Consider the following 23269-nt stretch of genomic DNA (forward strand, 5'->3'; position numbering starts at 1 on the left):
AATGAAGGCGCTTTTTAGCGCCTTAGTTGCTGAGCTTTATCCGCCAGCCTTTGTGCTGCCGCACGGTGTTTTGCCATTAGTTCTTGCTTGTCGACATCAACCAAATCGCCATCAACCACACGCCAATCACCATTAACCATGACGCGATCTGCACGATGGTGGCCGCAAAGCACCAATGCAGCGAGAGGCTCGTGGCTGCCAGAGAACTGAATTTCGTCTAGCTTGAACATGGCAATATCGGCCAACATACCTTTATCCAGCGTGCCGATGTCTTTTCGGCCGATATTTCTCGCCGAGCCCTGCGTCGCCCACCGGAAGGCATCAAAGTGACTGACTTTGGCAGAACCGTATCTCAGGCGTTGAATGTAGGTCGCCATTCGTAGTTCATTCACCAAATTGGAACCATCATTGGACGCGGATCCATCAACGCCAAGACCAACAGAAGCGCCAGCTTCTTCTAGTTCCAGATTTCGGCAAATACCCGAAGCGAGCATCATGTTAGAACTTGGGCAATGACAAATTCCAATGCCAGATTGCCCAAGCCTGCGAATCTCTTCATCGTTGAAATGTATGCCGTGTGCCAGCCAGGTTCTGTCATGCAGCCATCCTACTTCTTCCAGGTAATCGACGGGACGATAACCGAAACGTTCCAGACAGAAGTTCTCTTCGTCGATGGTCTCGCAAAGATGGGTATGAAGCATCACATTGTTTTGTTTGGCAACGTGAGCCGTTTCTTTCATGAGCTCTGTGGTGACTGAAAAAGGAGAGCAGGGGGCGAGGGCAATTTGGGTCATGCCGCCAAATTCAGGTTGATGATATTCGCGGATTAGACGAACGCTATCATCAATGATGTTTTGTTCAGTTTGAATGGTGTGTCTTGGGGGCAAACCGCCCTGATCTTCACCAAGACTCATTGAGCCCCGGGTCAGAACAGTGCGCAAACCGAGTTTTCTCGTTGCTTCTACCTGAATATCAATGGCGTGTTCCAAACCAACGGGGATTAAGTAATGGTGATCGGAAGCCGTGGTACAACCGGAGAGCAAAAGTTCAGCGCTGGCGAGTTCTGTACCAAGCTGCATCATTTCTTCATCAAGGCCAGCCCACACGGGATATAACGCTTTAAGCCAATGGAATAGCTCTTTGTCCAATGCATCGGGATAAGCACGGGTGAGCGTCTGGTAGAAATGGTGATGGGCGTTAACCAGACCGGGTAACACGACATGCTCTGAAGCATCTAGGGTATGGTCGAAAGGTTGGGTGGGAGCAGTGCCTTTGGCTACTATTTCTACTATGGTGTTTCCTTGAACAACAATGCCGCCGGCCGCGTCATCATTCGTTCCAGTCCAAATCGCGAGAGGATTTTTAATCCAGGTAATCGCCATGTATTTGTATCCTTTGCTGGAAAATGAACAGCCCCGAGTTTCTGAGAAAATCGGGGCTGACGCGGAGTGTTTATTGAGTTGGTTTAGAAGGTTGATCTGTCGACTGAGAAGAAGTGCTAGCCATAGCAGGCTCTGCCGTATCTTCACTGAGCGGGATCGTATGCTCGCTATTCATTTCTTCCTCTTCTGCCTGCTTTTCAGCGTGGACATCTTCTTTCGATTTAGGAAGCACAAGGTTCAGGACAACAGCGACAATCGTACCTGTGGTAATACCTGAATGAAGAAGCTGAGCGATATCGTGATGAAGATGCTGTAACAGGGAAGGTTTGATGGTGACAGCAAGGCCAGCCGCCAGAGAAACACATATCACCAGCGCATTACGACGTGTGTCTGCTGCTTTAACCAACATTCGAATGCCCGCATAGGCAATCATACCGAACATGATGAAACCAACGCCGCCAAGCACAGGCTTAGGTACTGTAACAGCCAATGCACCAAATTTCGGGAACAAGCCGGCAAGGATCAACAGAGCGCCTGTGGTACCAACAACATAGCGACTTGCTACGCCAGTGATACCGACAATACCCACGTTCTGACTGAAAGAGGCCAAAGGCATGGCACCAAAGAATGAACCCACAGCACTACCGATACCATCACCGAGAAGGCCACGTTTAAGATCTTTACCAGAAATAGTGCGGTGACAGTTGCTGGCAAGCGCGAGGAAATCACCCGTTGCTTCAGCAATAACCACAACGTAGGCAAGACACATGCTCACGATGGCAGGCCAGGAAAAGCTGAGTCCAAACTTCAGTGGCTCAGGTGCAGCAAACCAACTTGCTTCACCGATTTGCTTCATATCCACCATGCCCATGCTGAGAGCAACCAGATAGCCGCCTGCTAAGCCGATGACAATGGCTGATGCGGCGACTGAACCTTTCGCATAAGTGGCAACCAGCAAAACAACCAGCAGTGAAATAGCCGCAAGGAAAAGTTTAGGCAGCGTTGCAAAGTGTTCGCTGCCTGCCGGCGCATCACCTACCCAGTTCATGGCGACCGGAAGAATGGTTAAACCAATCAGCGTGACGACAACACCACTGACAACTGGCGGGAAAAGCTTACGGATTTGCTCCATAAAAAAGGCGGAGACAATCACCATACATGCACCTACCAGTGCCGCTCCCATAATCCCAGAAACGCCATCAGCTTTCCCTATGCCTATCGCGATGCCGAGAAATGCAAAGCTGGAACCCATGACAACGGGGAGCCTGATTCCAACAGGCCCAAAGCCAATACATTGAATGATGGTGAAGGCACCAGAAATAAACAGGGCAGCGTTGATTAATGTGACAACGTCACCTGTTGGTAGGCCAATGGCAGTGCCGACAATGAGTGGTACGGCGATAATACCGCCGATTGAGGCAAGCATATGTTGAATACCAAGCAGGACTGTCGAGCCTGCAGGCGGTTTGTCGTTTAATTCATAGAGCAGTTTCATGACTTCTTCCTTTAAGCTGCCGGCGTTCCTTTTTTATTCGGCAGCGCTAGTGGTGAATGTTGAATTACCCCTTGGGACGTCGTTGGTCCTGAAAATTAAAGCGAAAAATAGGGGCCTCTTTGGGCCCCTTTATTGGTTATCCGAGAATGATCAGTTTGAACACAAATAGAATGCTCAATGCATACATAGCGATGGAAATATCCGAGAACTTTCCAGTACCCGCTTTGAGCACGGTGTAGGTGATAAAGCCAAGTGCGATACCGTTTGAGATGGAGAAGGTCAGCGGCATCATCAATGCGGTGACAGCGGCTGGCACTGAGTCAGTAAAGTCATCCCAGTTCACGTGGCGGATGCTGCTCATCATGAGAAAAGCAACATAAATGAGTGCACCTGCAGTGGCGTAAGCCGGGATCATTCCTGCCAAAGGTGAAAGGAAAATGGCTGCCAGAAACAACACTCCCACGACGATCGCTGACAGTCCGGTTCTTGCTCCCGCGGACACACCCGAAGCACTCTCGACGTAACTGGTCACTGGTGGGCAGCCGAAACATGCACCAATAACGCTAGACATACTGTCCGCTTTCAGTGCTTTTGGCAGGCCATCAATCTTGCCCGTTTCTTTGTTAATGAGATTGGCACGTTCGGCCACACCCATGAGTGTGCCCGCGGTATCGAACATGTTCACAAACAGGAAAGCAAGAATGATACTGATCATGCCGACATTCAGAGCGCCTGCAATGTCCATGGCCATAAAGGTTGGAGCAATGCTTGGTGGCGCTGAAAAGATCCCGCCATATTCGAAAAGGCCAAGACCTAAACCAATCAGTGTGGTACCGAAAATGCCGATTAGAACGGCACCGAAGACTTGTTTAACGGCCAATACAGAAATGATGAAGAAGCACACGGCAGCGAGAATGGCAGGTGGTTGAGTAAAGTCGCCAAGTGTTACTAAAGTAGCGGGGCTGCCAACCACAATCCCAGCGCTTTTTAAGCCGATAATACCGAGGAATAGACCCACGCCCGCTGTCATGGCATAGCGCAGTGAAGAAGGGATGCTGTTGATGATCCATTCGCGAACCCGAGAGACACTTAAGCCGACAAAAATGACCCCGGAAATAAACACCGCACCAAGAGCAACTTGCCAGCTGTATCCCATTTCACCGACCACGGTAAATGCGAAGAAAGCGTTCAAGCCCATGCCCGGAGCAAGCCCCACCGGCCAATTTGCAAACAGCCCCATCATCAGGGTGCCGATTGCGGCACCAATACAGGTAGCAACAAACAGCGCGCCAGGATCCATACCGGACGCAGACATAATATTGGGGTTCACGAAAATGATATACGCCATAGTGGCAAAAGTGGTGACCCCACCTATGAGCTCGTTCTTAACCGATGTGCCGTGTTGGCTCAATTTAAAGTAGCGTTCGAGAAAGCCACTCTTTCCTATGGGTTGTTCAGCAGTGCTTTGCTTATCCATTGACATATTCCTTCTAGGAGTTACTGCGAGTTTTTCCTTTTCGCATTGATTCTGTTTATTTAAATGAGCATTCGTAGGCCAGTCAGCTAGCTACCTCTGTATGTTGAAAAGCTATAGGGAGAAACCAGTAGAGGGACGTGGTAATGCGCTTTCTCGTCATCGATGCCAAACCGGATAACGACATCGTCAAGAAAAGGGATATCGCTGAGTGCTACACCGCTTTTAATGAAGTATTCGGCAGTATTGAACTGCAGTTGGTATTTTCCTCGTTGGAAATCTGTTTCTTCCAGCAATGGCTCATTGGTTCGCCCGTCATGATTGGTCGTCATGGTGATGACGTGTTGAAGGGTATTTCCGTCTAAACGGAATAACGACACTTCAATCTCCGCCCCCGGCTTACCTTTGGCCGTGTCGAGCACATGCGTTGTGAGCTTTCCCATTTACCTCTGTCCTTTTCTTTAAGATTTATTCCTTCGTGCTTCTTTGTATCTATTGAGGATCCACGTGATTTCGAGAGCGGATAGCATGTGTGTGATCCGATACATTTCATTCTGTGTGCACATCTACGAACTTAAAATGTACACAATACTTAATTCTTGTAAAGGTAGAAAAATGCGCAGTATCAATAGTGGGAATCACAGAAGAAAGCCGTTATCTAAAGGGCTTAACGCAGAATTTTGATGCAAAACTCTCATGAGATGGATTTCTAGAAATATGAAGGTGACAACATTTCGTTAACTTGTTCTTGTAAATTGTATACAAAATGTAATACTAAAAATGTGCTTACCAGTCAGGGGGAAGATCCTACTCTGATTGCTTCTAATAAACTGATAAAGAGAAACGGTAAGCCTCAAGGTTTTTGATGCAAGGTTTAATAATAGGAATGGCGCGATGAGTAGTGACTATCCTCGGGATTTGAAAGGCTATGGTGCTCATCCCCCTCATCCAAGATGGCCGGGGGAGGCTCGGATTGCGGTTTCGTTTGTACTGAATTTTGAAGAGGGCGGCGAACGCTGTGTATTGCATGGGGACAGGGAGTCAGAAGCATTTTTATCTGAAATTCCTTCCGCACAACCTTTGGCAGGTGTCAGGCACATCAGCATGGAGTCAATCTACGAATATGGCACGCGTGCTGGACTTTGGCGGACATTAAAACTTTTTCGACAACATGAGATTCCCTTGACGGTATTTGCCGTCGGGATGGCCGCTGAAAGGTATCCCGAAGCCATTCAAGCGATGGCAGACGAAGGTCATGAAATCTGCAGTCACGGATACCGTTGGATTGACTATCAATATGTTCGTGAAGAAGACGAACGGGAAGACATGCAAAAAGCTATCGCGGCGATTAAAGCGGTCACAGGAGAGCGGCCATTAGGATGGTACACGGGCAGAACCAGCCCAAACACACGTAGGCTGGTCGCTGAAGAAGGCGGCTTTCTTTATGACTCTGATGCTTATGACGATGATCTTCCGTACTGGCATGAAGATGGAACTAAGCCGGGTAAGCCTCAGCTCGTTGTTCCGTATGCCTTAGATACAAACGATATGCGCTTTTCTACTGTTCAGGGCTTCAATTCCGGCGAGCAATTTTTTCAGTATCTCAAAGACAGTTTTGATGTGCTTTATGAAGAAGGACAGGACGCACCGAAAATGCTTTCTATCGGTTTGCATTGCCGCTTGATTGGCAGACCGGGAAGACTGGCCGCGCTTAAGCGGTTTATAGAATACGTGAAGCAACATGACAGGGTATGGATCACCCGTCGTATTGATATAGCCAAACACTGGCACAATCATCACCCACATCCAAGTATGACTAAACAGGTCTAAGGAAAGGCATAGTAATGGCACGATTTTCAACCTGTCGCCCCAGCGAGCAAACGAAAGAAGAGTTTGTCGATACGTTTGGCGGGGTTTACGAGCACAGTCCTTGGGTAGCAGAACAGGCTTATGGTGCTGGGCTTGATGCAGCGTTTGATGAACAGGAGACGCTTCATTCCCGCATGGCAGATGTGCTCAACAATGCGGAAGAGTCTTCAAAAATGCAGGTCATTCTGGCTCACCCCGACCTTGCAGGTCGAGCGGCTCAGGCTGGTGAATTAACGGCAGAGTCTACTTCTGAGCAGACAAGTGCAGGCATTGATCAGTGTACCTCAGAAGAGTTTGCCCGTTTCACCGATTTAAACGACCGTTACAAAGAAAAGTTCCAGTTTCCCTTCATCATGGCAGTAAAAGGGGCAAACAGACACTTGATCCTTGAAGCGTTCGAAAAACGTTTAGAAAACGATGTAATAACTGAATTCAACACTGCGATTACTGAAATCAACAAAATCGCACTGTTCAGGCTACGTGATTTGTAGCTCTCTGGCCGTCGACATAGCAATCCAATTTTAGAACTTGTCGACGAATTCAGCGTCTCGCAAATTGAAGCTCGCCGGAAGCACACTCGATGCTTCCAGCTACAGTGAAAGGGGAAAAGACGCGACCTTTTGTATCCACCGACACCACAGCTTTAACTTCATCCGGTGTCTCAGATATATGTGATAAAGGAAGCAATTGAAATGGATAATCGTCCTGATTTCGTCAAGCTCGTTAATCTCGCCAGCAGCCGGCTCGGCACGGAAGCGATCTACGCGACAGATGACTTCTTCGCTGACAAACAACGCCTTGTTGATGATGCGCCTCCGGAATGGAAAGAAGGCGTTTACGATGAGAACGGGAAGTGGATGGATGGCTGGGAATCGCGCCGCAAGCGTGAAGAAGGTCACGACTACTGTGTTGTTCGCCTTGGTTTGCCGGGTAAGATCATCGGCGTAGATATTGACACCTCTCACTTCACTGGAAACTATCCTCCTTCAGCATCACTGGAAGGCTGTTACTGCCCTGATGGTAATCCAACCGACGAACACCAATGGGAAGAACTGCTGCCTTCAATGAATCTTCAGGGAGACAGTCACCACTTTGCGGATATTTATTCAGACAAACCCTTCACCCATGTCCGCTTTCATATCTACCCAGACGGTGGGGTAGCAAGGCTACGTGTTTATGGTCACCCTGAAATTGATTGGGAACGCGTTAACCCGGAAAGCGAACTCGACTTAGTCGCTGTAGAAAACGGCGGACGCGCTCTGGCGTGTAATGACCAACACTTCGGTCATATGAGCAATCTGATCATGCCAGGCCGTGGTGTCAATATGGGAGACGGTTGGGAAACAGCGCGTCGTCGTGTGCCAGGGAATGACTGGGTGCTCCTTTCTATGGGGCATGCGGGATTGGTAGAGCGGATTGTTATTGATACAGCCCATTTCAAAGGAAATTTCCCAGATAGCGTCTCGATCCAAGCTGCTTTTGTCGAAGGCGGGACGGACGAGCAAATTGCTACGCAAAGCCTCTTCTGGCGTGAGCTTTTGCCAAGTCAGAAGCTATCTGCAGATGCGATCCATGAGTTTGCAGAACAGGTGTGCAATTTGGGTTCGATCTCCCACGTCAGGGTCAACATTTTCCCAGATGGCGGCATAAGTCGTGTACGCCTATTTGGCAGGAAATCTGGCTGAGCTGATAACCCGTTGCAGTGAGAAAAAGACAAAGGAGAAGGAAGAGTGCCAGTCACGGAATTGATGTTAAAGCCGGAACCGCTGACGAAAGAAGGGTTTACGCCGTTTGGCGATGTGATTGAAGCCGAAAATCGTGACTACTTCATGATTAATAACGGCTCGACGCGTCGCTACCACAAGCTTGCAACGACGCAGGTCGATGAGGGCAGTGGCGTTATCATCAATATCTTTCAGGCGACGCCTCTTTCCTATCCTTTGCACATCATGATGTTGGAACGCCATCCCAAGGGCTCACAGGCTTTTATGCCTTTGCTCGGCAATGACTATCTGGTAGTGGTCGCGCCGCCGGGAGAAGCGCCGGATCCAGCTTCGATCCGCGCCTTCCATGCAAAAGGTAGTCAGGGGGTGAACTACCATCAAGGCGTTTGGCATCATCCAGTTCTTGCATTGACACCGAATGACCAGTTTCTGGTTGTCGACAGAGAAGGTGCAGGTAATAACTGTGACGAGTTTTTCTTTTCAGAACAGATACGTGTGATATTGGCGCTCAATTTTTAATGTCATCATTTTAACAAAAGCGATTTGTTGCTTTGGTAAACGAAAAGGCCGATATCTGAGAAAAACAGGAAGGGACGACGTAAGCTTTTTTGTAGTAGACAAATTTAGCGACGGCGTCCGTACAGGAGGTTGTTATGGATCCGTATATCACGGAATGGCTCAATCTGGCAGTGCGCTGGGTTCATATGATTACAGGTGTTGCCTGGATTGGTGCGTCTTTCTACTTCGTATGGCTGGAAAACAACTTAAACCGATCGAATCCTAAAGAAGGATTGTCCGGCGATTTATGGGCGATACACGGTGGTGGTATCTATCACCTCGAGAAATACAAACTTGCGCCACCTAAAATGCCTGAAACACTTCATTGGTTTAAGTGGGAGGCTTACTTCACCTGGATCACGGGTGTTGCACTGCTCACCATTGTTTTTTACTCCAATGCAGACATTTACCTCGTTAAACCAGGGTCGGGTATTGAGCCAATGACAGCGGTAGCGATCGGTGTTGGGTCTTTGATAGCTGGCTGGTTTGTTTACGACTTTCTATGTGATTCCCCGCTGGGCAAAAAGCCCATGTTACTTGGATTAGTGTTATTCGCTTTCTTAGTCTTTGCTGCCTGGGCACTGAGTTTGGTCTTTAGTGGCCGTGGTGCTTACATTCATGTCGGTGCCATTATCGGTACCATCATGGTAGGTAATGTGTTCCGTATCATCATGCCTGCGCAGCGTGGATTGGTGAAAGCGATTGAAGAGGGCACAGAGCCGGATCCTGAGCTCCCAGCTAAAGGACTTTTGCGTTCCCGTCATAATAATTATCTCACGCTGCCTGTGCTGTTCATTATGATAAGCAATCATTTCCCCAGCACTTATGGCAACGAATACAACTGGGCGATACTGGCGGGTCTTTCAGTGATTAGCGTATTGGTTCGCCATTACTTCAATACGCGTCATGGAAGCCAAAAGTATGCGTGGACCATTCCGACAGCAGCGTTAGGTTTGGTTTGTCTGGCATTTGTCTCTGCGCCTCAATCAAATGCACCGACGGCCTCAGCCGCTCATTCTCATGATATGGCAATGGCAGCGCCCGCTGGTAGTGAAGGAACGATGTTTGAATCTGTAAAAGGCATCATTTTGGAGCGTTGCACGGTTTGTCATTCTCAAGCGCCGACACACCCAGCTTTTGCAACCGCTCCTGCCGGTGTGATGTTGGATACGCCGGAGCAAATGAAGCTGGAAGTGTCCCGGATCGTGGCACAGACAGTGTCCACCAATATCATGCCTCTTGGCAATCTGACGCAAATGACACAGGAAGAGCGCGAATTGATTGGTAAGTGGGCGGAAGGTGGCGCTCAAATCCAATAAAAAATTCATATTTATGATGTGAATGACTAGCCACTCCACTATGGGGTGGCTTTATTTTTATTGCTTTAAATCAACGAAATAACACTGATGTGTATTTACCCTGAATGAGTAGTTATGGAGCCAATTCACGGATTCTATTGAGTGTGTGAATTTTTTGCCTTAAAAGTTAACAAATCACGAGATTTGCTAACGGGTTTTGGTTATAATTCGCGCCGAACAAAAAATCATCAATTCGCAAAAGCAAGACGTGGCAGTAGTTTTGGCGGTGCTACGAAACGCAGAGCAAAACTTTTTAGGAGAGAAACGTGGAAACTATTCTGGTCGTCGCATTTATCGTTGCAGCATTCTTTATCGTGAAAAAAGAGCGTGCTTGCCGTTCATAAGTGCCCAGTGACGACTGTTTGATTCTTTTTTGAAAGCCCATTTTCCAGTCGACAACTAAAATAAAAACGCTAAAGCGGAAAAAAACAAAAAGCAGAGCCCGAGCTCTGCTTTTGTGTTTCTGGGCATACGCCACGCTATTCGCTTACAACGTTTCCATCATCTGCCAGTGAAATAAGGTGTTGCTTGATAGCGTTTGAAGCGTCAGTCGTTAGTCCGTATACATCGTAAATTCCGATAACTTTTCCATCAGACTCTTCCGAGCTAAATAACATTCCTGTTGCCACTGGGGTGCCTTCTTGCATTGCGACATACAGTCCGACATGCATGCCGTCTGGCGTCGGCAAATCTGTGAGTGAAAGTTGAGATAAGAACTCCATGATGGTTTCGCGTTCTGATTCTGGCCATTTTTGTGCCAGCGTTTTCGCGTAGCGAACCATCAGTGGGTGACAATCTACCTCATAAAATGTAAAGCCTTCTGTTGCGCCACCGGACGATGTTTCCGTTGAAGCGGGTTCTGCCTCCGCTGCCTTGTACAAACGTAAACCTTCTTTGCTTTCAGCCGTTGGGAATTGTGCACTTTCTACGTGGCTTGCCATCCAAGCCTGTTTTTTGTGGAAGTGGGAAAGAACGGTGGATTCGCTCATAAGAACTCCGGAATCTAGAATGTCCGAGAACTCAATCTCTCGGCAGCGTGAAGGCAATCTTCAATCGTGCTTCGATAATAGCGCTGTTCAATGAAATAACAATGGCCCACCAACAAAATGAGGAAATACTAAAGCCGAGTGGCGATAAGTTGACCAGTTAACCATTGCTGGAGAATCATGATTTTAGGTATAAAATAGGAAATGGATTCGATAATCGCTGACTTCTCAGGTTCCCCTTTTTATGTCCGGACAACGCCTTCAAACCCAGTTTTCAATGATTTATAACCGTTTCGACGGAAAAGACGCTGATACTAATCTCGAGACCATGGCGGACATCTTTTGTTGTACCCGTCGCAACGCAAGAATGGTGCTCAATAAGATGGCGGAGCAGGGGTGGTTGAGCTGGGAGCCCGCAGTCGGCCGAGGAAAGCAGAGTCGCCTGACGTTTCACCGCAGTGATTCCGATCTTCAAATGCGCCGCGTTAGAAAGTGGGTTCAGGAAGGCAAGCTGGATGCTGCACTTGAGGAGCTGGACAATGACGCCGCTAAACTTGCAAGGCTGATTCAGGAACAGTTAGGTGTTTCTACACAGGAAGGTAAGCAGATCATCCGCCTTCCTTATTACCGCTCCTTCCCTACGTTAAACCCAGCCAAACCTTTACGCCGTTCCGAGCAGCACTTGGTCTCTCAAATATTCAATGGATTGACGCGACTTAATGAAACTAATGAGAAAGTCGAGGCAGATTTAGCACATCACTGGGAATCCATCACAGATACCCATTGGCGATTCTATTTGCGCCCTGCAGTGAAATTTCATGATGGCACGCTGCTGAGTGCAGAAGATGTGATTTGGTCAATCAATGCCATGTCCGACAGTCCTTACTTTTCTCATATTCAGCATATTGAAGCACCAGCAGAGAATGTCGTGGATTTCTTTTTGAGCCGACCCGATGTGAGGTTTGCAGAAACCTTGGCTGTTCCCATGGCGTCTATTCAGTCCCACAAGGCAGCAAAAAGTAAAGATGCCGACGCTTTTCCTGTAGGGACGGGCCCTTATCGAATCGTTGAAAACAACAGACGCCACTTGGTGCTAAAAGCACACGACCAGTATTTTGGGTTTCGTGCGCTGACTGATGAAATTGAAATATGGGTGCTGGATAGCGCAGCAATGTGTTATCTGCAGCCCACAGCGTCACTTGATCCTACCGCGTTGGATTCTCGACAAGGTGCACTTCAAAGCGCAGCGAACGAGCGGCTGGAGATAGACGAAGGTTGTGATTACCTTTTGTTGAATAGAAAAACGGGTATTGCGAAGGACAAGCGCTGGGCGGATTACCTTTGTCAGCGTGTTTCATCGCTTTTCTTGCTGCCTCACTTAGCGGAAAGAGGAATCGGTGAATACCGTCTGACTAATGCCTATGGTTTAGTTCCAGGATGGATACATACCAAAACGGCGAGACAAGATGTATTGCCTCCTGCAAAATCAAAACTGAGGCTGGCTCATCAGGCCGATAATCCTCTTTTTCCACTTCTCGCAGCGGCATTAAAAGACATGTTGGAAGAGGACGGTGTCGGGCTGGAAATTCACACTGTGCCATACGAAGAAATGATGCAGCCTACCAACCCGAAAAAAGTGGATATTTGGCTTTGTGGAATGAGTTTGGGTAGCAAGAAGCATGATGCCATTCTGCCTTGGTTGATGAATTTTGATCATGTTTCATCAGCTATGCCAGAGGGTGAGTTTGAGGCATTGATTGAGAAAATGGCGGCGTGGCGCGCCCAGAAAAACGAAACCTTCAATGCAGAGTCATTAGGGCGTCTGCTGGTTGAATCCTCACAGATTGTCCCACTTTTCCATATCTGGCAGGGCGTTGTAGACGGGCAGGAACTGGAAGATGTTGCCTCAAACCGCGTCGGCTGGTTCGACTTCAAATCTGTGTGGAAGAAACCGTCTCTTTAACGCCTCATAACCATGCAAAAGCCGCGATAAGCAACAAAGGTAGCGTCAATACGGTAAAGCCATTTCCGAACAGCACCATTGACGCCACCTCATCTGCGCCCACTTTAAAGCGCTCGGCGTACAAAAAATTCATCACGGCTGGTGGCAACATGGCGAACAAAAGCATCATTCGCATGTGCTCTGACGGAAGGGGGATAAAAAAGTAGATCAGAGTAAAACTGATTGCGCCTGTCACCAAGCTCAATACCGTGCTCAACACCCCAACGCGAATCCCAGACCACTTAATGGCGGTAAGCTGAACGCCAAGTGAAATCAGCATAACGGGAACCGCTGCATTTCCAACAAGCGTCATACCTTCATTAAGTGGGCTCCAAACCGTCCAGCCATTGAAATTGAAAATCAGCGCAAGCATGGCCGCCCATAACAATGGCATTCTAAGGACGTTGTTGAAGCGATATTCGCTGTTGCTTAGCAAAGCCATACCCACGGTGATGTGGAGAATGACGGAAACCACAAATAGCAAGACGGCAGGTGCCTCTGCGCTCACCCCAAATGCGTAGCCAAAAAGAGGAATAGCAAGGTTCCCGCTATTACGGAACATTTGCGGAGGTCCCCAGGTTTTAAAAGGCAGTGACATCACTTTTCCGATGCCGAACATTAAAACACCCGGGAGTAAAACAGCGAGAACCGCAGCGGCGATGAGCGAATTTTGTTGGCCGCCCATAGGCATCACAGAAAGAGTAGTGAACACCAGACATGGCACCATTAAATCAATATTAATTCGATTGATATGGCGCATATCAGGTTTGAATGCCTTGCCTACAAAAAAGCCAGCAGCGACGACGGCAAATACCGGAAACAGTATGCTAATGACTTTTTCGAGCATCCGTGCCCCTTATAGTGGTTGGTTGTCGTGTGACAACGTAACGGGTTGTGTTTGATATAGCTTCCACAGCATCCATGCAGTGAGTAGAGTGCTTGTACAGGCTAGAGAAATCCAAGTGCCTGTTGTGCCAAGTAGTTTCGTCATGAAATACAGCATTGCGGCAATAATGACCAGTTTACCGCCAGTCAGCCAATTGGCAATGCTCGCCTGATTGATAGACTGAAAATATATCGCACCGACCAGGAGCAAACCTTCCATTGGCAAGCCCCAGAAGTAGAGGTACATGCCTTCTCGGGTCACTGCCGCCAACTCAGGATTATCACCGGCAAAGGCATAAATAATGGCTTCAGGAAATCCGTATACGATAAACAAGCCAAAAGCGGTAACAATCATGGTCGCACCAAAGGCGATATTCCGGCTGGTTTTAACACGCTGAATCTGGCCTGCACCCAGGTTAAAGCTGGTGATCGGCTGCATGCCCAAGGCGATACCTTCAAAAGCTAAATAAAAAAAGGCTTCTGTATAACTGACTATTGCATAGGCAGCGACATTGATAGGAGCACCAGAGGCGAGAAACGCCATATTGTGAAAAGTGAGCACAACAGACAGATACAGGTACATCAGAAAACCCGGAATGCCGAGTTGAAGAATGTCTGTGATCGTTTTGGCCCTAATGGCGATGGAATTTAGCGTAAAACGTAACCGGGTGGTTGGTTTGAAGAAGTGGCGTAAACAAAGCAATGCAGTCGCGGCCTGCGATAGCATCGTAGCAATCGCCGCGCCTTTCAGCTCCCATGGGATCAGAACGATAAATACCCAATCTAGAAAGATATTCAGTACGCCGCCAAAGATCATGATGAAAGTAACGCGGTTTGGTTCCCCATCATTTCTCAATAAAATAGAGAATGCCATGGATACCAGCGCAAATATGCCCATCCCGAAATACCACCGAAGGTAAGTGACTGCCATTTCTGCAACCCTACCTTCTGCACCGAGTGCGAGAATGACATCTTCGCAAAACGCCACTCCGACGGTTGAGATAAGAAGGCTGACAATTTGAGATAAAGACAGTGCGTTCCCAACAATATGTTGCGCGACGTTTGGCTTTCCTTGTCCAAGATTGATAGAAACAAGAGATGCGGCGCCCATGCCAATCAGGTTGCCGAGAGCATAAAGCACCGACCCAATGGGATAGGCGAGCATAATTGCCGCTAGGCCTTCTTGGCCCACGAAATGGCCGATAAACATGCCATCGACTGCAACGTAAATACCGGTCACCAGCATGGCAGCGATTGTAGGTAGTGAATAGCGAAGGAAAAGGCGTAACAATGGCGCGTCGCGCAGCATCGCGTCGTTAGCGTGAACTTCTGTGGTCATGAGATTCCGTTCAGGGTGGATCAGTTACAGCGTGTAGGCAGCGGTGAGTAGCATGTATTTGAACAGTGGCAATCCATCGCGATGACGGAAAAGAGGATGAAAAATCCGGTGTCGACCGTCACTCAAATTGCATTCTTGCGCAATATCTTCCGAAAGGCTGCGATCTGCGTCGACTAATCGGATCCCTTGTGCGGCATACTCTTCTTTGTGGATGGGTTGGTGACCGAGCCACCAACTCGGTACGGATTTACTCGCGCTGGAGCGGTCGACCCAGTGATCGGCAACAATGATGAGCCGTTTCTCTTTATCACTTGCCGTATCTAGATGCTCTAACGTCCATTGCGTGTCTTTTACAAGACCTTTTCGGCAGGCAACATTCGCACTGATTAAGCGATGCGCGACAATGTAGATTTGATGTTCAGGGCTCTCAATGCGAAATGCAGGATGTTTGAGTGTGGCTGTTTCATCAAGCTGCGTGTATTCCGCATCGATATTGAGATTGTTGTAGGAGTGGATTAAACGACGCGCCAAGGCTTTGCCTAAATGGCTCTCTTTCATTCCACGGTTGTGGATCGTCGGATAATGGTGTTCGCAGAAGCTGACACAATCAGATTGGAAATCTCTCAAGCTCTGCGAAATGAGTTCGTCCAGCAAAAACGCCTACTCCAAAAAATCAACACTACAACATAGGGTTGCGTCAAGGTTCCTTAAAGTATGGCAAAAATTTGAAATTTGCTATATCTGGATGCACTAATTGTGCAGAGCTGTTCAAAAGTGAGGCTATGTCCTCCTAAATACTGGTCTCACAACGATTCTTTTTAGGGTTTTCCAACGAATCGCTAGCAGCGTCAGCGCTAAAAGTATGTAAATTGTCGGTTCGATAAGTTCTGATTTTGACGACCAGTAGAAATGAACCGGAGCAAGAATAAGTGCCAGATAAACTAGGTTGTGTAACTTCTGCCATTTCGCGCCCATACGGCGTTGGATTTTTGCAGTCGACGTAATTGTCAGTGCAAACAGAATCAGCCAGCCTAATGCACCGAATGTCAGATAAGGTCGTGACAGGATTTCTGTCCCTAGCAGTGAGAAATTGAAAGTCAGATCCAACGCAAAATAGGTCAGCATATGCAATGTTGCCCAAAAGAACGCATAAAGACCGACAACACGACGACAACGAACCAGCAAACCGTTTTTGGTAAAACGGGCGATTGGGCTGATCAACATAGTCACTACCAATGTATTCAGCGCAGCGACGCCTGTGTAGTGAGTGATACCATCGACCGGATCTGCACCAAATCGACCCGATAAAACCAAGTTCACCAAGTTGACTGCAAAGCCAAGACTAACAAGATGAACAATCGTTTTAATCAGTGTGATGTGCGTGGGCGTTAAACGCATTAATAATTCGCCTTCAGGTTCATGTCCGTATACAAGTGAGCGACTTCTTCCTGATAGCCATTAAACATCGCGGTTGGCTGACGACGCGAGCTGAAAATAGAACCTTCTCCAATAAAGCGCTCTGAAGCTTGGCTCCAACGAGGGTGGTCAACTTGCGGATTGACGTTGGCATAAAACCCGTATTCATGTGGTGCTAACAAATTCCAAGTCGTTGCTGGTTGCGCTTCCAGAAGGTGAATCTTCACAATGGATTTGATGCTCTTGAAACCATATTTCCAAGGCACAACCAAACGCACTGGTGCGCCATTCTGCGGTGCAAGAGTTTGACCAAACAGTCCGACGCTAAGCAAAGTCAGTGGATTCATGGCTTCATCCAGTCTCAAGCCTTCTACATAAGGGTAATCAATACCACCACCAACAAACTGGGAACGTTGTCCTGGCATTTGTTTGGGATCATGAAGGGTTTCGAATGCCACGTACTTTGCGCTTCCCATTGGGTCCGCTTCTTTCAACAGTGCAGCGAGGGAGAAACCTACCCAAGGAATATTCATGGACCAGGCTTCAACACAGCGCATGCGGTAGAAGCGGTCTTCGAGAGGAAACTTTTTGAGCAGATCGTCGTAACTTAGCTTCATGGGTTTGTTCACTAAGCCATCGACTTCGAGTGTCCATGGATTAACCACGAAATTTTGGCTGTTTTCGACAGGATCACCTTTACCAGTGCCGAATTCATAGAAGTTGTTGTAGGTCAGTACTTTTGACTCAGGCGTTGTTTCGAGCCCTTTGCCATAAGGTGTTTTCTCTGCGACCAGCGGGGATCTGACAAAGGTTGTGCCATCGGCTGCTTTGTCATCGTCACCACCAAAAATACCAAAAATATTGGCCTGGGCTTGGGCGGCGAAGGGGAGGCTAGCTGTCACGATTCCGAGTTTTTTCAGAATTTCACGACGGGATTTGTAAACACTTTCCGGGGTGAGTTCGTTTTCTTTTATTTCTGATTTCTTTGGCACTCGGATCAGCATCGGGTTACTCCGTTTTTCAATCTGTGCAAAGGCACGTTACTTCACTTACTTATCAGACCTATATAACGTCAAAGTTCTTTCAATAGATTAGGTTTTTATGAAAAACGTTCATTACAGTATGGTAGTTGTCATTGATGATGGGTAGAGTGAGCCTCAATGGTCAGTTAATAATTAAGTGGTTAATTAGCCGCCAGTTTCCAAAAAGCACTTCGGGAATGGAATTTCTAATGAAACGTTTTATTTTGATGTTCGCACTTGCTGCAACTGCACTGCCAGCTTCTGCACAAGGCCTTTCGGCGGGCGTATTTTTTGGCACTCCTATGTCGGGAGTATCTATTGGTCAAAACAATCTGCGTGTTTCTCTCGGTATTGAAGAAACAGGTGTTGCTGTGGATGGATTGTGGAACCTCGGAGATTGGTTAGCCCGTCCTGAGTTTTCTCCAATGTACGCGTATACAGGTGCGCAGTGGGTAGATGACAAACACCACGAGTGGGGACCGAGAGCGGGCTTGGGTATCGCTGTCCCGATGGGACATGGAAACATTGAAGTGTACGGTGAAGCAGGCTCAACCTGGTATTGGCAGGAAGATGCAGCCTTTAAGTTTGAAGGTTCATTCGGCCTGCGTATGTTCTTCTGAGCATGTTTTGAGCAAAGTGCAATTTCGTTACAAGAGCGCTGAAAAGCGCTCTTTATCTTTGTGTGTCGGCCATGAGAAACAAGAGCGAATAATCACGGGTATTGAAAGGCATAGCAGAGAGCAAAGGTCATATCTCGTGTTATCTTTTAAGTAGATTCTAAAAACTCAAAAATGCGAGAGAAAAAAGCGAGATGAAATTCGCGCGTAAACTTATACCTGTCTTGTTTGCAGGCCTTCTACCGACGTTATCGATGGCGAATGAGTATGCCTGGCCTGAAGCCGAAACACGGCTGATAGGGGACAACCCTGTCCATATTGTTGAGCCTGGTGAGCACCTCGAATTGATTGCCAAAGACTACAACGTAGGTTTTTTGGCTTTGCTTTCTGCAAACCCGGGCGTTGATCCTTATCTGCCAAAACCGGGGACTTTTGTCACTATTCCACAGCAACTGATTCTTCCTGAAGTTGATTACGAAGGGATTGTTATCAATCTGGCGGAATTGCGCCTCTACTATTTTGATACGGAAAACCAAAAGGTTCATATATTCCCGATTGGTATTGGTAGCGTTGGTCGTGAAACGCCAATTATGACAACCAAAATTAGCCAGAAGCGCGAAAATCCGACCTGGACACCACCTGCAAGTCTGAGAAAAGAGTATTTGGAAGAGCGCAATATCGTGCTGCCAGATGTGGTACCTGCAGGCCCAGAAAACCCTCTTGGTACTCATGCGCTGAGATTGGCATATGGTACCGGCTCTTACCTCATTCATGGCACAAATAAGGACTTTGGTATCGGGCTTCGTGTCAGTGCTGGCTGCATTCGGATGAGACCGAGCGATATTGTTTGGTTATTTGAGAAAGTCGCATTGGGTGAAAAGGTTCGAATTATCAATGAGCCAGTAAAAACCAGTTATGAACCAGATGGCGCTGTATTTGTTGAAGCGCATAGACCGCTTTCAATCGATGAAACAGAAGTGGGTAAACGAGTTTTAACGCAACCCGATCCGCGTATCACGCATTGGCTGAAATCAAACCAAATGAACTTTAGTCGTTATCGCGCAGCGCTGGCTGTGCAATCAGGTGTACCAATTGAGGTAGGAAACGCTTTCGCACAAAACGCTGCGGCTCCCGAAGGAGCCGCAGAATTATAGGGGGAATATGGTGTAGTTCTTACTTGCTGTAAGACTGCGCCATGTTGTCAATGCGCTCATTCGCACGAGCCGCTTCATCATAAGAAAGCGCTGATGCCGCTGCTACGTCTGCTACGTCGCCTTGTAGAGCTGAAACTTGATTAGACAGAGAGTCTACTTTAGACGACAGATCAGCAACGCTTTGCTCAAGACCTGATTTGCTTGAACAACCAGCGAGTAATGCGCTGGAAGCGATTGCTGCTACTGCTAGGAGACGAATTTTCATAGTAAAAACCTCTTCGTTTTTGTTGGGTTGCCTTACTGCTTTATATTTACCTGTTTAAACAACTGGCTGCAGTATAACCATAGACTGGGTTTTACTATTCTGCCGCTTGGGCGTCAGCTTATTCGCCTCAATGTTGATACAGCTTAAAAAACTAAGCATGTCATCAGCATAATAGATTAGAACTTTGGCAATTTTACGACCAATTCAGTGCTTGTGTTTCATATGTGAGCCAGCCATGACCTTTTTGACCGGTACCTCTTTGGTGATTTCTGAACCATCTGAAAAGGTTAGGGTAAGAGGCAGAGATTCACCCTCTTTGAGCGGTTTCTGCAAATCAAACAGCATAACGTGTAAACCACCCGGCTTTAATTCGGTCATTCCTTTAGCAGGCACATCAATGGTTTCTACCTGTCTCATTTTCATCATGCCGTCATGCATTGCGTGCGTGTGCAGTTCAACTGTTCCTGCAACCGGGGTTGCTGCCTGAACAAGAGAAACCAATTCGTCTCCGCTATTTTTCAGGGTCATAAAAGCGGCACTGTTAGGGGCATGGGGTGGCGTTGCACGTGCATAGGGCTCTGAGACATCAATGGCTGCAAAAGAAGAGAAAGAAACGGCGCTAAATGCAGCGGCAATTAATGAGGTGCGAAAGTTCATCGAAAACTCCTGTTAATTTGAAAGCGATCGGTCTCCACCGAGCGCTTTATTGCTTGTAGTATTTATTGGGTTTGTGTGGTTAGACGAAGGATTGCGTCAGACACCATGTTGGGATTCAAGGTATGCGGGACTTTCTCAAGAAGTTCGCCATTTGGGTTGAGGAAGTAAAAGTAAGAACTGTGGTCGACAGCATATTCCATCGCCGAATCTTCCATTTGAGTAATTTGGTAAAGCACACCATATTTTCGTGCTAACGCGTCTGTTTTCGCTTTGGAGGTGCTGGCTCCTTCAATACTTGGATGGAAGTATCCCGCATATTGCTGTGCCGCCTCGCCATCGTCGCGTTCTGGATCCAGCGTTATGAAGACAGGCCTTATGTCCTCCAACTTTTCTTCCGGCAAGGATTTCAATGCTGCTGACATAATTGCAAGAGAGGTTGGGCATACATCCGGGCAATGGGTGTAGCCAAAATAAACCACCCGCACTCGGCCGTCGTTATCATCAAACAAATCGATGGTTTCTGTTCCGCTTTGAAGTAGACCTATTTCTGATGGGGCAGCAGCAGGTTTATCGTTTTGGTCAACGAGGTACCGTGCACCAAAACCAGCTAAAAGAGCAGCGACAACAACCAGAACTTTTACTTTCATCGAGCCATCCTTACGTTAATGGGTAAAGTGAGAACGTTATCTGGGCTTTTGATCACGCCTCGCCAAGTCATTTCATCTTCCATGCAGATGGGAAGCATCAAGTCTCCTTTAAATACGTTGTTACCTGCTGAAGAGAGCTTGAGTTTGTAAATCCCCATATTCATTTCAACGCCTTGAAGCTCTACCATCAGGTGATCGATATTTGATTTAGAGACTTCCACACGGATTTCAGTCGGAATAAGAGGAGCAGCCGTGGCTGATGCCATCGAGACCGTTGCGTTGTCAAACGAACAAGGTGTAGTACCGATGGTGCAATTTGATGTGAGTGAAGGCATGGCAGGTGTTGCTTCATCAAACAGGGTTTTATCTGCAAAGAAGTAGCCAAAGGCAACTACAAGCGCTAAACCCATCAATTCAACGCCGCGTCGGCGTCCTGTGCCAGTTAAGTTCATAAAAGAGCTACAGCCAAAACAAAGAGTGAGCAGCTTATCATTTCACGTATCTTGAGGTTGTGAGAAACCTCTTGAAATGAAAGCAATCGAGCTCATATTGCTAGGATAAATAACGAAATAAGGCCTCATGAAGAGGCCTTATTGATCAGGAAGAAGAGAAGTTAGTCAGCGAGTTTTTCTGATACTTTTTCGAGACCAATCACCAGGGCAAAACCAACAATCATCATGACGATTGCAGTACCCAGAAGAGCAGGTTGTCCGGTTGCAGCTTCAAAAGCGCCAGGTGACAAAACTTTCTCGACCAATGGCACTTGCTCACCTGAAGAGTTTACGCGGAAGCTGATGGCTTCTTTCCAAGGCCATACCTTACCTAATGCGCCAATTAACAGACCGGTCAGGAAAGCAATGGTGAAGCTGCGGTATTTGTTCAATAGCCAGGAAAGCACGTGAGAGAATGACAGGATCCCTGCAAGACAGCCTACAGCGAACAACGCGAGAACAGGGATGTTTAGGCTTTTCACGGCGTCCAATACCGGGGCATACATGCCAAGTAAAAGCAGAATAAAGCTGCCCGAAATACCGGGGAGAATCATGGCACAGATAGCGATTGAGCCAGCTATAAACACTGTCAGCATATTGAATTCCATGCTGATAGGGTTGGCTACGGTGATGCCATAGGCAAAGATGGCGCCTGCAACTGCCAGAATGATTTCAACCACAGACCACTTTTCTACCTGCTTAATCATGTGAATAGCAGAAGCGATGATCAAGCCAAAGAAAAACGACCAAATAACAATAGGGTGGTTTTCGAGGGTGTAAGAAACCGCTTTAGCCAAGGTCAGAATCGCGGTCAGAATGCCTGTAAGTAAGGATGCGAGAAAAGTACCGTTTACATGTTGCCATACTGCTGCAAAGCCTTCACGGCGCCACAGCGAGAAAATAGATGGGTTTACCCGACGAATGCTCTCGAGAAGCGTGTCATAAATGCCGGTGATGAATGCGATGGTACCACCGGAAACACCTGGAACGACGTCTGCCGCACCCATCGCCATTCCTTTGAAAAAGGTGAGAATATTTTGCTTCATTGCGTGAAAACTAGCCATAACTTATAGAGTGCCGCCATTATAGCGATTCAATCTGAAAGGGCTATGAATTGTTATCGCTGTGAAACGCCCAAAGATAAGCTGCGGCGAGTTTTTTCTTTCCATCGAAAAGTATCGGATCACCATGAACGGGTAGGATATGGTCAAATGGCCAAGTCAGAATTTCCTGTAGTGACTGCCTAAGTAGCTTTGGCTCCTTCACTTGTAATTGATAAACCAATGGGACATTCGCATCCTTAGCACAACCTAGCAACTGCCCGGCTAGACGCTTCGTTAGGTTTCCGTCGCTCAACAACCAAAGGCTTTCCCCCAAGATCAAAGTTCGACTGATAGGATCGCAGAAAACGACTTCTTCAAGAGCGTCATTACCGCGCAACACCGTTTGATAAAGTTGACCGCGCCAGAGTGGTGATGTCGTTGAATTTAATACTCCATCAAATCCCAGATCAGTGCGTTTAACTGCCAGCCCTGGTGCTGAAAAGAAAAACGCTTCAGGAAAAGATAACCACCAATCTGACAAAGATTGATGCAATTGCTGGTTAGCAGTAGTAATGCAACTAACAGTGCCAAGCTTACACAGGTATTCCCGAATGTCTGTTGTTAGCTCTGAAGGGTTATGAACCAATAGCGTGCCGTCTTTCAGTCGGAATACGGTCATTCTATTGCCAATTTCAACGCCAAATCGACGGCAAGAGTCGGTGTGGTGCCAAAGCGTATTTGCATGCCATTCGATCATTGAAATTCATCCGTGAATGTCGATTAACAAGATCAATATCAGAAGCAACAGGTTTCGGAAAGTATTTCTTTTACTCACTATATACATGAAGTTACGGATGCTTTTGATTGTTCGAAAAAATCGAATGA

General features: G+C 47.4%; 24 protein-coding genes. 8 read left to right on the plus strand and 16 right to left on the minus strand.

Annotated features, from left to right (window positions below; all coding sequences use genetic code 11):
- Positions 1–14 precede the first annotated feature (14 nt).
- From GCE9029_RS14555 to uraH, 4 genes are all read right to left on the minus strand, one after another.
- Entirely contained in the window at positions 15–1382 is a 1368-nt protein-coding gene (locus tag GCE9029_RS14555; protein ID WP_062664168.1) for an 8-oxoguanine deaminase, read from the minus strand.
- A gap of 70 nt (positions 1383–1452) precedes the next feature.
- Positions 1453–2877, minus strand: a complete 1425-nt coding sequence (locus tag GCE9029_RS14560) for a nucleobase:cation symporter-2 family protein (RefSeq protein WP_062664170.1) — start codon at positions 2875–2877, stop codon at positions 1453–1455.
- 136 nt (positions 2878–3013) lie between these two features.
- Positions 3014–4354 (minus strand): NCS2 family permease, encoded by a 1341-nt coding sequence (locus tag GCE9029_RS14565; protein WP_062664172.1) that lies wholly within the window; start codon positions 4352–4354, stop codon positions 3014–3016.
- Between the two features lie 86 nt (positions 4355–4440).
- Positions 4441–4794, minus strand: coding sequence for a hydroxyisourate hydrolase (gene uraH, locus GCE9029_RS14570; protein ID WP_062664174.1), 354 nt, complete (start codon positions 4792–4794; stop codon positions 4441–4443).
- Positions 4795–5245: 451 nt separating this feature from the next.
- On the opposite strand from uraH, the gene puuE reads away from it, so the two are divergent.
- From puuE to GCE9029_RS14595, 5 genes are all read left to right on the plus strand, one after another.
- The gene (gene puuE / locus GCE9029_RS14575; RefSeq protein ID WP_062664176.1) at positions 5246–6181 is read left to right on the plus strand and encodes an allantoinase PuuE; all 936 of its coding nucleotides are present in this window, start codon (positions 5246–5248) and stop codon (positions 6179–6181) included.
- A 14-nt stretch (positions 6182–6195) separates the two neighbouring features.
- Entirely contained in the window at positions 6196–6711 is a 516-nt protein-coding gene (gene uraD / locus GCE9029_RS14580; RefSeq protein WP_062664178.1) for a 2-oxo-4-hydroxy-4-carboxy-5-ureidoimidazoline decarboxylase, read from the plus strand.
- Positions 6712–6912: 201 nt separating this feature from the next.
- Positions 6913–7905 carry an allantoicase gene (alc, locus tag GCE9029_RS14585; protein WP_062664179.1) on the plus strand — a complete coding sequence of 331 codons (993 nt, stop codon included), beginning with the start codon at positions 6913–6915 and terminating at the stop codon, positions 7903–7905.
- Positions 7906–7968: 63 nt separating this feature from the next.
- Positions 7969–8463 (plus strand): ureidoglycolate lyase, encoded by a 495-nt coding sequence (locus GCE9029_RS14590; RefSeq protein ID WP_062665682.1) that lies wholly within the window; start codon positions 7969–7971, stop codon positions 8461–8463.
- Between the two features lie 134 nt (positions 8464–8597).
- A complete protein-coding gene (locus tag GCE9029_RS14595; RefSeq protein WP_062664181.1) occupies positions 8598–9821 on the plus strand; it encodes a urate hydroxylase PuuD in 1224 nt (407 codons plus the stop codon).
- A gap of 518 nt (positions 9822–10339) precedes the next feature.
- Here the strand turns inward: GCE9029_RS14595 and GCE9029_RS14605 are convergent.
- The gene (locus tag GCE9029_RS14605; protein WP_062664185.1) at positions 10340–10849 is read right to left on the minus strand and encodes a hypothetical protein; all 510 of its coding nucleotides are present in this window, start codon (positions 10847–10849) and stop codon (positions 10340–10342) included.
- 241 nt (positions 10850–11090) lie between these two features.
- Here GCE9029_RS14605 and GCE9029_RS14610 point away from each other — a divergent pair, with 241 nt between their 5' ends.
- Positions 11091–12809, plus strand: coding sequence for an SgrR family transcriptional regulator (locus GCE9029_RS14610; RefSeq protein ID WP_062664188.1), 1719 nt, complete (start codon positions 11091–11093; stop codon positions 12807–12809).
- 4 nt (positions 12810–12813) lie between these two features.
- Here GCE9029_RS14610 and GCE9029_RS14615 read toward each other — a convergent pair whose 3' ends face one another.
- The 5 genes from GCE9029_RS14615 to msrP form a co-directional block, all read right to left on the minus strand.
- Positions 12814–13695, minus strand: coding sequence for an AEC family transporter (locus GCE9029_RS14615; RefSeq protein ID WP_062664190.1), 882 nt, complete (start codon positions 13693–13695; stop codon positions 12814–12816).
- A 9-nt stretch (positions 13696–13704) separates the two neighbouring features.
- Entirely contained in the window at positions 13705–15072 is a 1368-nt protein-coding gene (locus tag GCE9029_RS14620; protein WP_062664192.1) for an MATE family efflux transporter, read from the minus strand.
- 24 nt (positions 15073–15096) lie between these two features.
- On the minus strand, positions 15097–15726 hold the full coding sequence (locus GCE9029_RS14625; RefSeq protein WP_062664194.1) for a hypothetical protein: 630 nt from the start codon (positions 15724–15726) through the stop codon (positions 15097–15099).
- Positions 15727–15852: 126 nt separating this feature from the next.
- Positions 15853–16470, minus strand: a complete 618-nt coding sequence (gene msrQ, locus GCE9029_RS14630; RefSeq protein ID WP_062664195.1) for a protein-methionine-sulfoxide reductase heme-binding subunit MsrQ — start codon at positions 16468–16470, stop codon at positions 15853–15855.
- Positions 16470–17492, minus strand: coding sequence for a protein-methionine-sulfoxide reductase catalytic subunit MsrP (gene msrP, locus GCE9029_RS14635; RefSeq protein ID WP_062664197.1), 1023 nt, complete (start codon positions 17490–17492; stop codon positions 16470–16472). Before msrP ends, msrQ begins: the two co-directional genes overlap by 1 nt.
- 227 nt (positions 17493–17719) lie before the next feature.
- Here msrP and GCE9029_RS14640 point away from each other — a divergent pair, with 227 nt between their 5' ends.
- Positions 17720–18130 (plus strand): hypothetical protein, encoded by a 411-nt coding sequence (locus tag GCE9029_RS14640; RefSeq protein ID WP_062664199.1) that lies wholly within the window; start codon positions 17720–17722, stop codon positions 18128–18130.
- Between the two features lie 191 nt (positions 18131–18321).
- Entirely contained in the window at positions 18322–19281 is a 960-nt protein-coding gene (locus GCE9029_RS14645) for a L,D-transpeptidase family protein (protein ID WP_062664201.1), read from the plus strand.
- A gap of 19 nt (positions 19282–19300) precedes the next feature.
- Here the strand turns inward: GCE9029_RS14645 and GCE9029_RS14650 are convergent, their stop codons facing one another.
- From GCE9029_RS14650 to GCE9029_RS14675, 6 genes are all read right to left on the minus strand, one after another.
- On the minus strand, positions 19301–19546 hold the full coding sequence (locus tag GCE9029_RS14650; protein ID WP_062664204.1) for an LPP leucine zipper domain-containing protein: 246 nt from the start codon (positions 19544–19546) through the stop codon (positions 19301–19303).
- Positions 19547–19750: 204 nt separating this feature from the next.
- Complete coding sequence (locus GCE9029_RS14655; protein WP_062664207.1) at positions 19751–20203, minus strand: copper chaperone PCu(A)C; 453 nt, start codon at positions 20201–20203, stop codon at positions 19751–19753.
- 62 nt (positions 20204–20265) lie between these two features.
- Positions 20266–20850 carry an SCO family protein gene (locus tag GCE9029_RS14660; protein WP_062664209.1) on the minus strand — a complete coding sequence of 195 codons (585 nt, stop codon included), beginning with the start codon at positions 20848–20850 and terminating at the stop codon, positions 20266–20268.
- On the minus strand, positions 20847–21302 hold the full coding sequence (locus tag GCE9029_RS14665; RefSeq protein ID WP_063856892.1) for a hypothetical protein: 456 nt from the start codon (positions 21300–21302) through the stop codon (positions 20847–20849). The genes GCE9029_RS14660 and GCE9029_RS14665 overlap by 4 nt, the downstream gene beginning before the upstream one ends.
- A gap of 161 nt (positions 21303–21463) precedes the next feature.
- A complete protein-coding gene (locus GCE9029_RS14670) occupies positions 21464–22387 on the minus strand; it encodes a polyprenyl-phosphate transporter (RefSeq protein ID WP_062664213.1) in 924 nt (307 codons plus the stop codon).
- Between the two features lie 61 nt (positions 22388–22448).
- Complete coding sequence (locus GCE9029_RS14675; RefSeq protein ID WP_062664216.1) at positions 22449–23141, minus strand: DUF4336 domain-containing protein; 693 nt, start codon at positions 23139–23141, stop codon at positions 22449–22451.
- Positions 23142–23269: the final 128 nt, after the last annotated feature.

The sequence above is a fragment of the Grimontia celer genome (assembly GCF_900055185.1).
In the GTDB taxonomy this organism is placed as follows: Bacteria; Pseudomonadota; Gammaproteobacteria; order Enterobacterales; family Vibrionaceae; genus Enterovibrio; species Enterovibrio celer.

Excerpts from the sequence above, each read along its gene's own strand:
- GCE9029_RS14660 (WP_062664209.1), bottom strand. The coding sequence starts at position 20,850 with ATGAAAGTAAAAGTTCTGGTTGTTGTCGCTGCTCTTTTAGCTGGTTTT.
- GCE9029_RS14565 (WP_062664172.1), bottom strand. The coding sequence starts at position 4,354 with ATGGATAAGCAAAGCACTGCTGAACAACCCATAGGAAAGAGTGGCTTT.
- GCE9029_RS14665 (WP_063856892.1), bottom strand. The coding sequence starts at position 21,302 with ATGAACTTAACTGGCACAGGACGCCGACGCGGCGTTGAATTGATGGGT.
- GCE9029_RS14555 (WP_062664168.1), bottom strand. The coding sequence starts at position 1,382 with ATGGCGATTACCTGGATTAAAAATCCTCTCGCGATTTGGACTGGAACG.
- msrP (WP_062664197.1), bottom strand. The coding sequence starts at position 17,492 with ATGCTGATCCGAGTGCCAAAGAAATCAGAAATAAAAGAAAACGAACTC.
- GCE9029_RS14655 (WP_062664207.1), bottom strand. The coding sequence starts at position 20,203 with ATGAACTTTCGCACCTCATTAATTGCCGCTGCATTTAGCGCCGTTTCT.
- uraD (WP_062664178.1), top strand. The coding sequence starts at position 6,196 with ATGGCACGATTTTCAACCTGTCGCCCCAGCGAGCAAACGAAAGAAGAG.
- GCE9029_RS14670 (WP_062664213.1), bottom strand. The coding sequence starts at position 22,387 with ATGAAGCAAAATATTCTCACCTTTTTCAAAGGAATGGCGATGGGTGCG.
- uraH (WP_062664174.1), bottom strand. The coding sequence starts at position 4,794 with ATGGGAAAGCTCACAACGCATGTGCTCGACACGGCCAAAGGTAAGCCG.
- alc (WP_062664179.1), top strand. The coding sequence starts at position 6,913 with ATGGATAATCGTCCTGATTTCGTCAAGCTCGTTAATCTCGCCAGCAGC.
- GCE9029_RS14675 (WP_062664216.1), bottom strand. The coding sequence starts at position 23,141 with ATGATCGAATGGCATGCAAATACGCTTTGGCACCACACCGACTCTTGC.
- GCE9029_RS14645 (WP_062664201.1), top strand. The coding sequence starts at position 18,322 with ATGAAATTCGCGCGTAAACTTATACCTGTCTTGTTTGCAGGCCTTCTA.
- GCE9029_RS14560 (WP_062664170.1), bottom strand. The coding sequence starts at position 2,877 with ATGAAACTGCTCTATGAATTAAACGACAAACCGCCTGCAGGCTCGACA.
- GCE9029_RS14650 (WP_062664204.1), bottom strand. The coding sequence starts at position 19,546 with ATGAAAATTCGTCTCCTAGCAGTAGCAGCAATCGCTTCCAGCGCATTA.
- GCE9029_RS14590 (WP_062665682.1), top strand. The coding sequence starts at position 7,969 with ATGTTAAAGCCGGAACCGCTGACGAAAGAAGGGTTTACGCCGTTTGGC.
- GCE9029_RS14610 (WP_062664188.1), top strand. The coding sequence starts at position 11,091 with ATGTCCGGACAACGCCTTCAAACCCAGTTTTCAATGATTTATAACCGT.
- msrQ (WP_062664195.1), bottom strand. The coding sequence starts at position 16,470 with ATGCGTTTAACGCCCACGCACATCACACTGATTAAAACGATTGTTCAT.
- GCE9029_RS14595 (WP_062664181.1), top strand. The coding sequence starts at position 8,598 with ATGGATCCGTATATCACGGAATGGCTCAATCTGGCAGTGCGCTGGGTT.
- puuE (WP_062664176.1), top strand. The coding sequence starts at position 5,246 with ATGAGTAGTGACTATCCTCGGGATTTGAAAGGCTATGGTGCTCATCCC.
- GCE9029_RS14615 (WP_062664190.1), bottom strand. The coding sequence starts at position 13,695 with ATGCTCGAAAAAGTCATTAGCATACTGTTTCCGGTATTTGCCGTCGTC.
- GCE9029_RS14605 (WP_062664185.1), bottom strand. The coding sequence starts at position 10,849 with ATGAGCGAATCCACCGTTCTTTCCCACTTCCACAAAAAACAGGCTTGG.
- GCE9029_RS14640 (WP_062664199.1), top strand. The coding sequence starts at position 17,720 with ATGAAACGTTTTATTTTGATGTTCGCACTTGCTGCAACTGCACTGCCA.
- GCE9029_RS14620 (WP_062664192.1), bottom strand. The coding sequence starts at position 15,072 with ATGACCACAGAAGTTCACGCTAACGACGCGATGCTGCGCGACGCGCCA.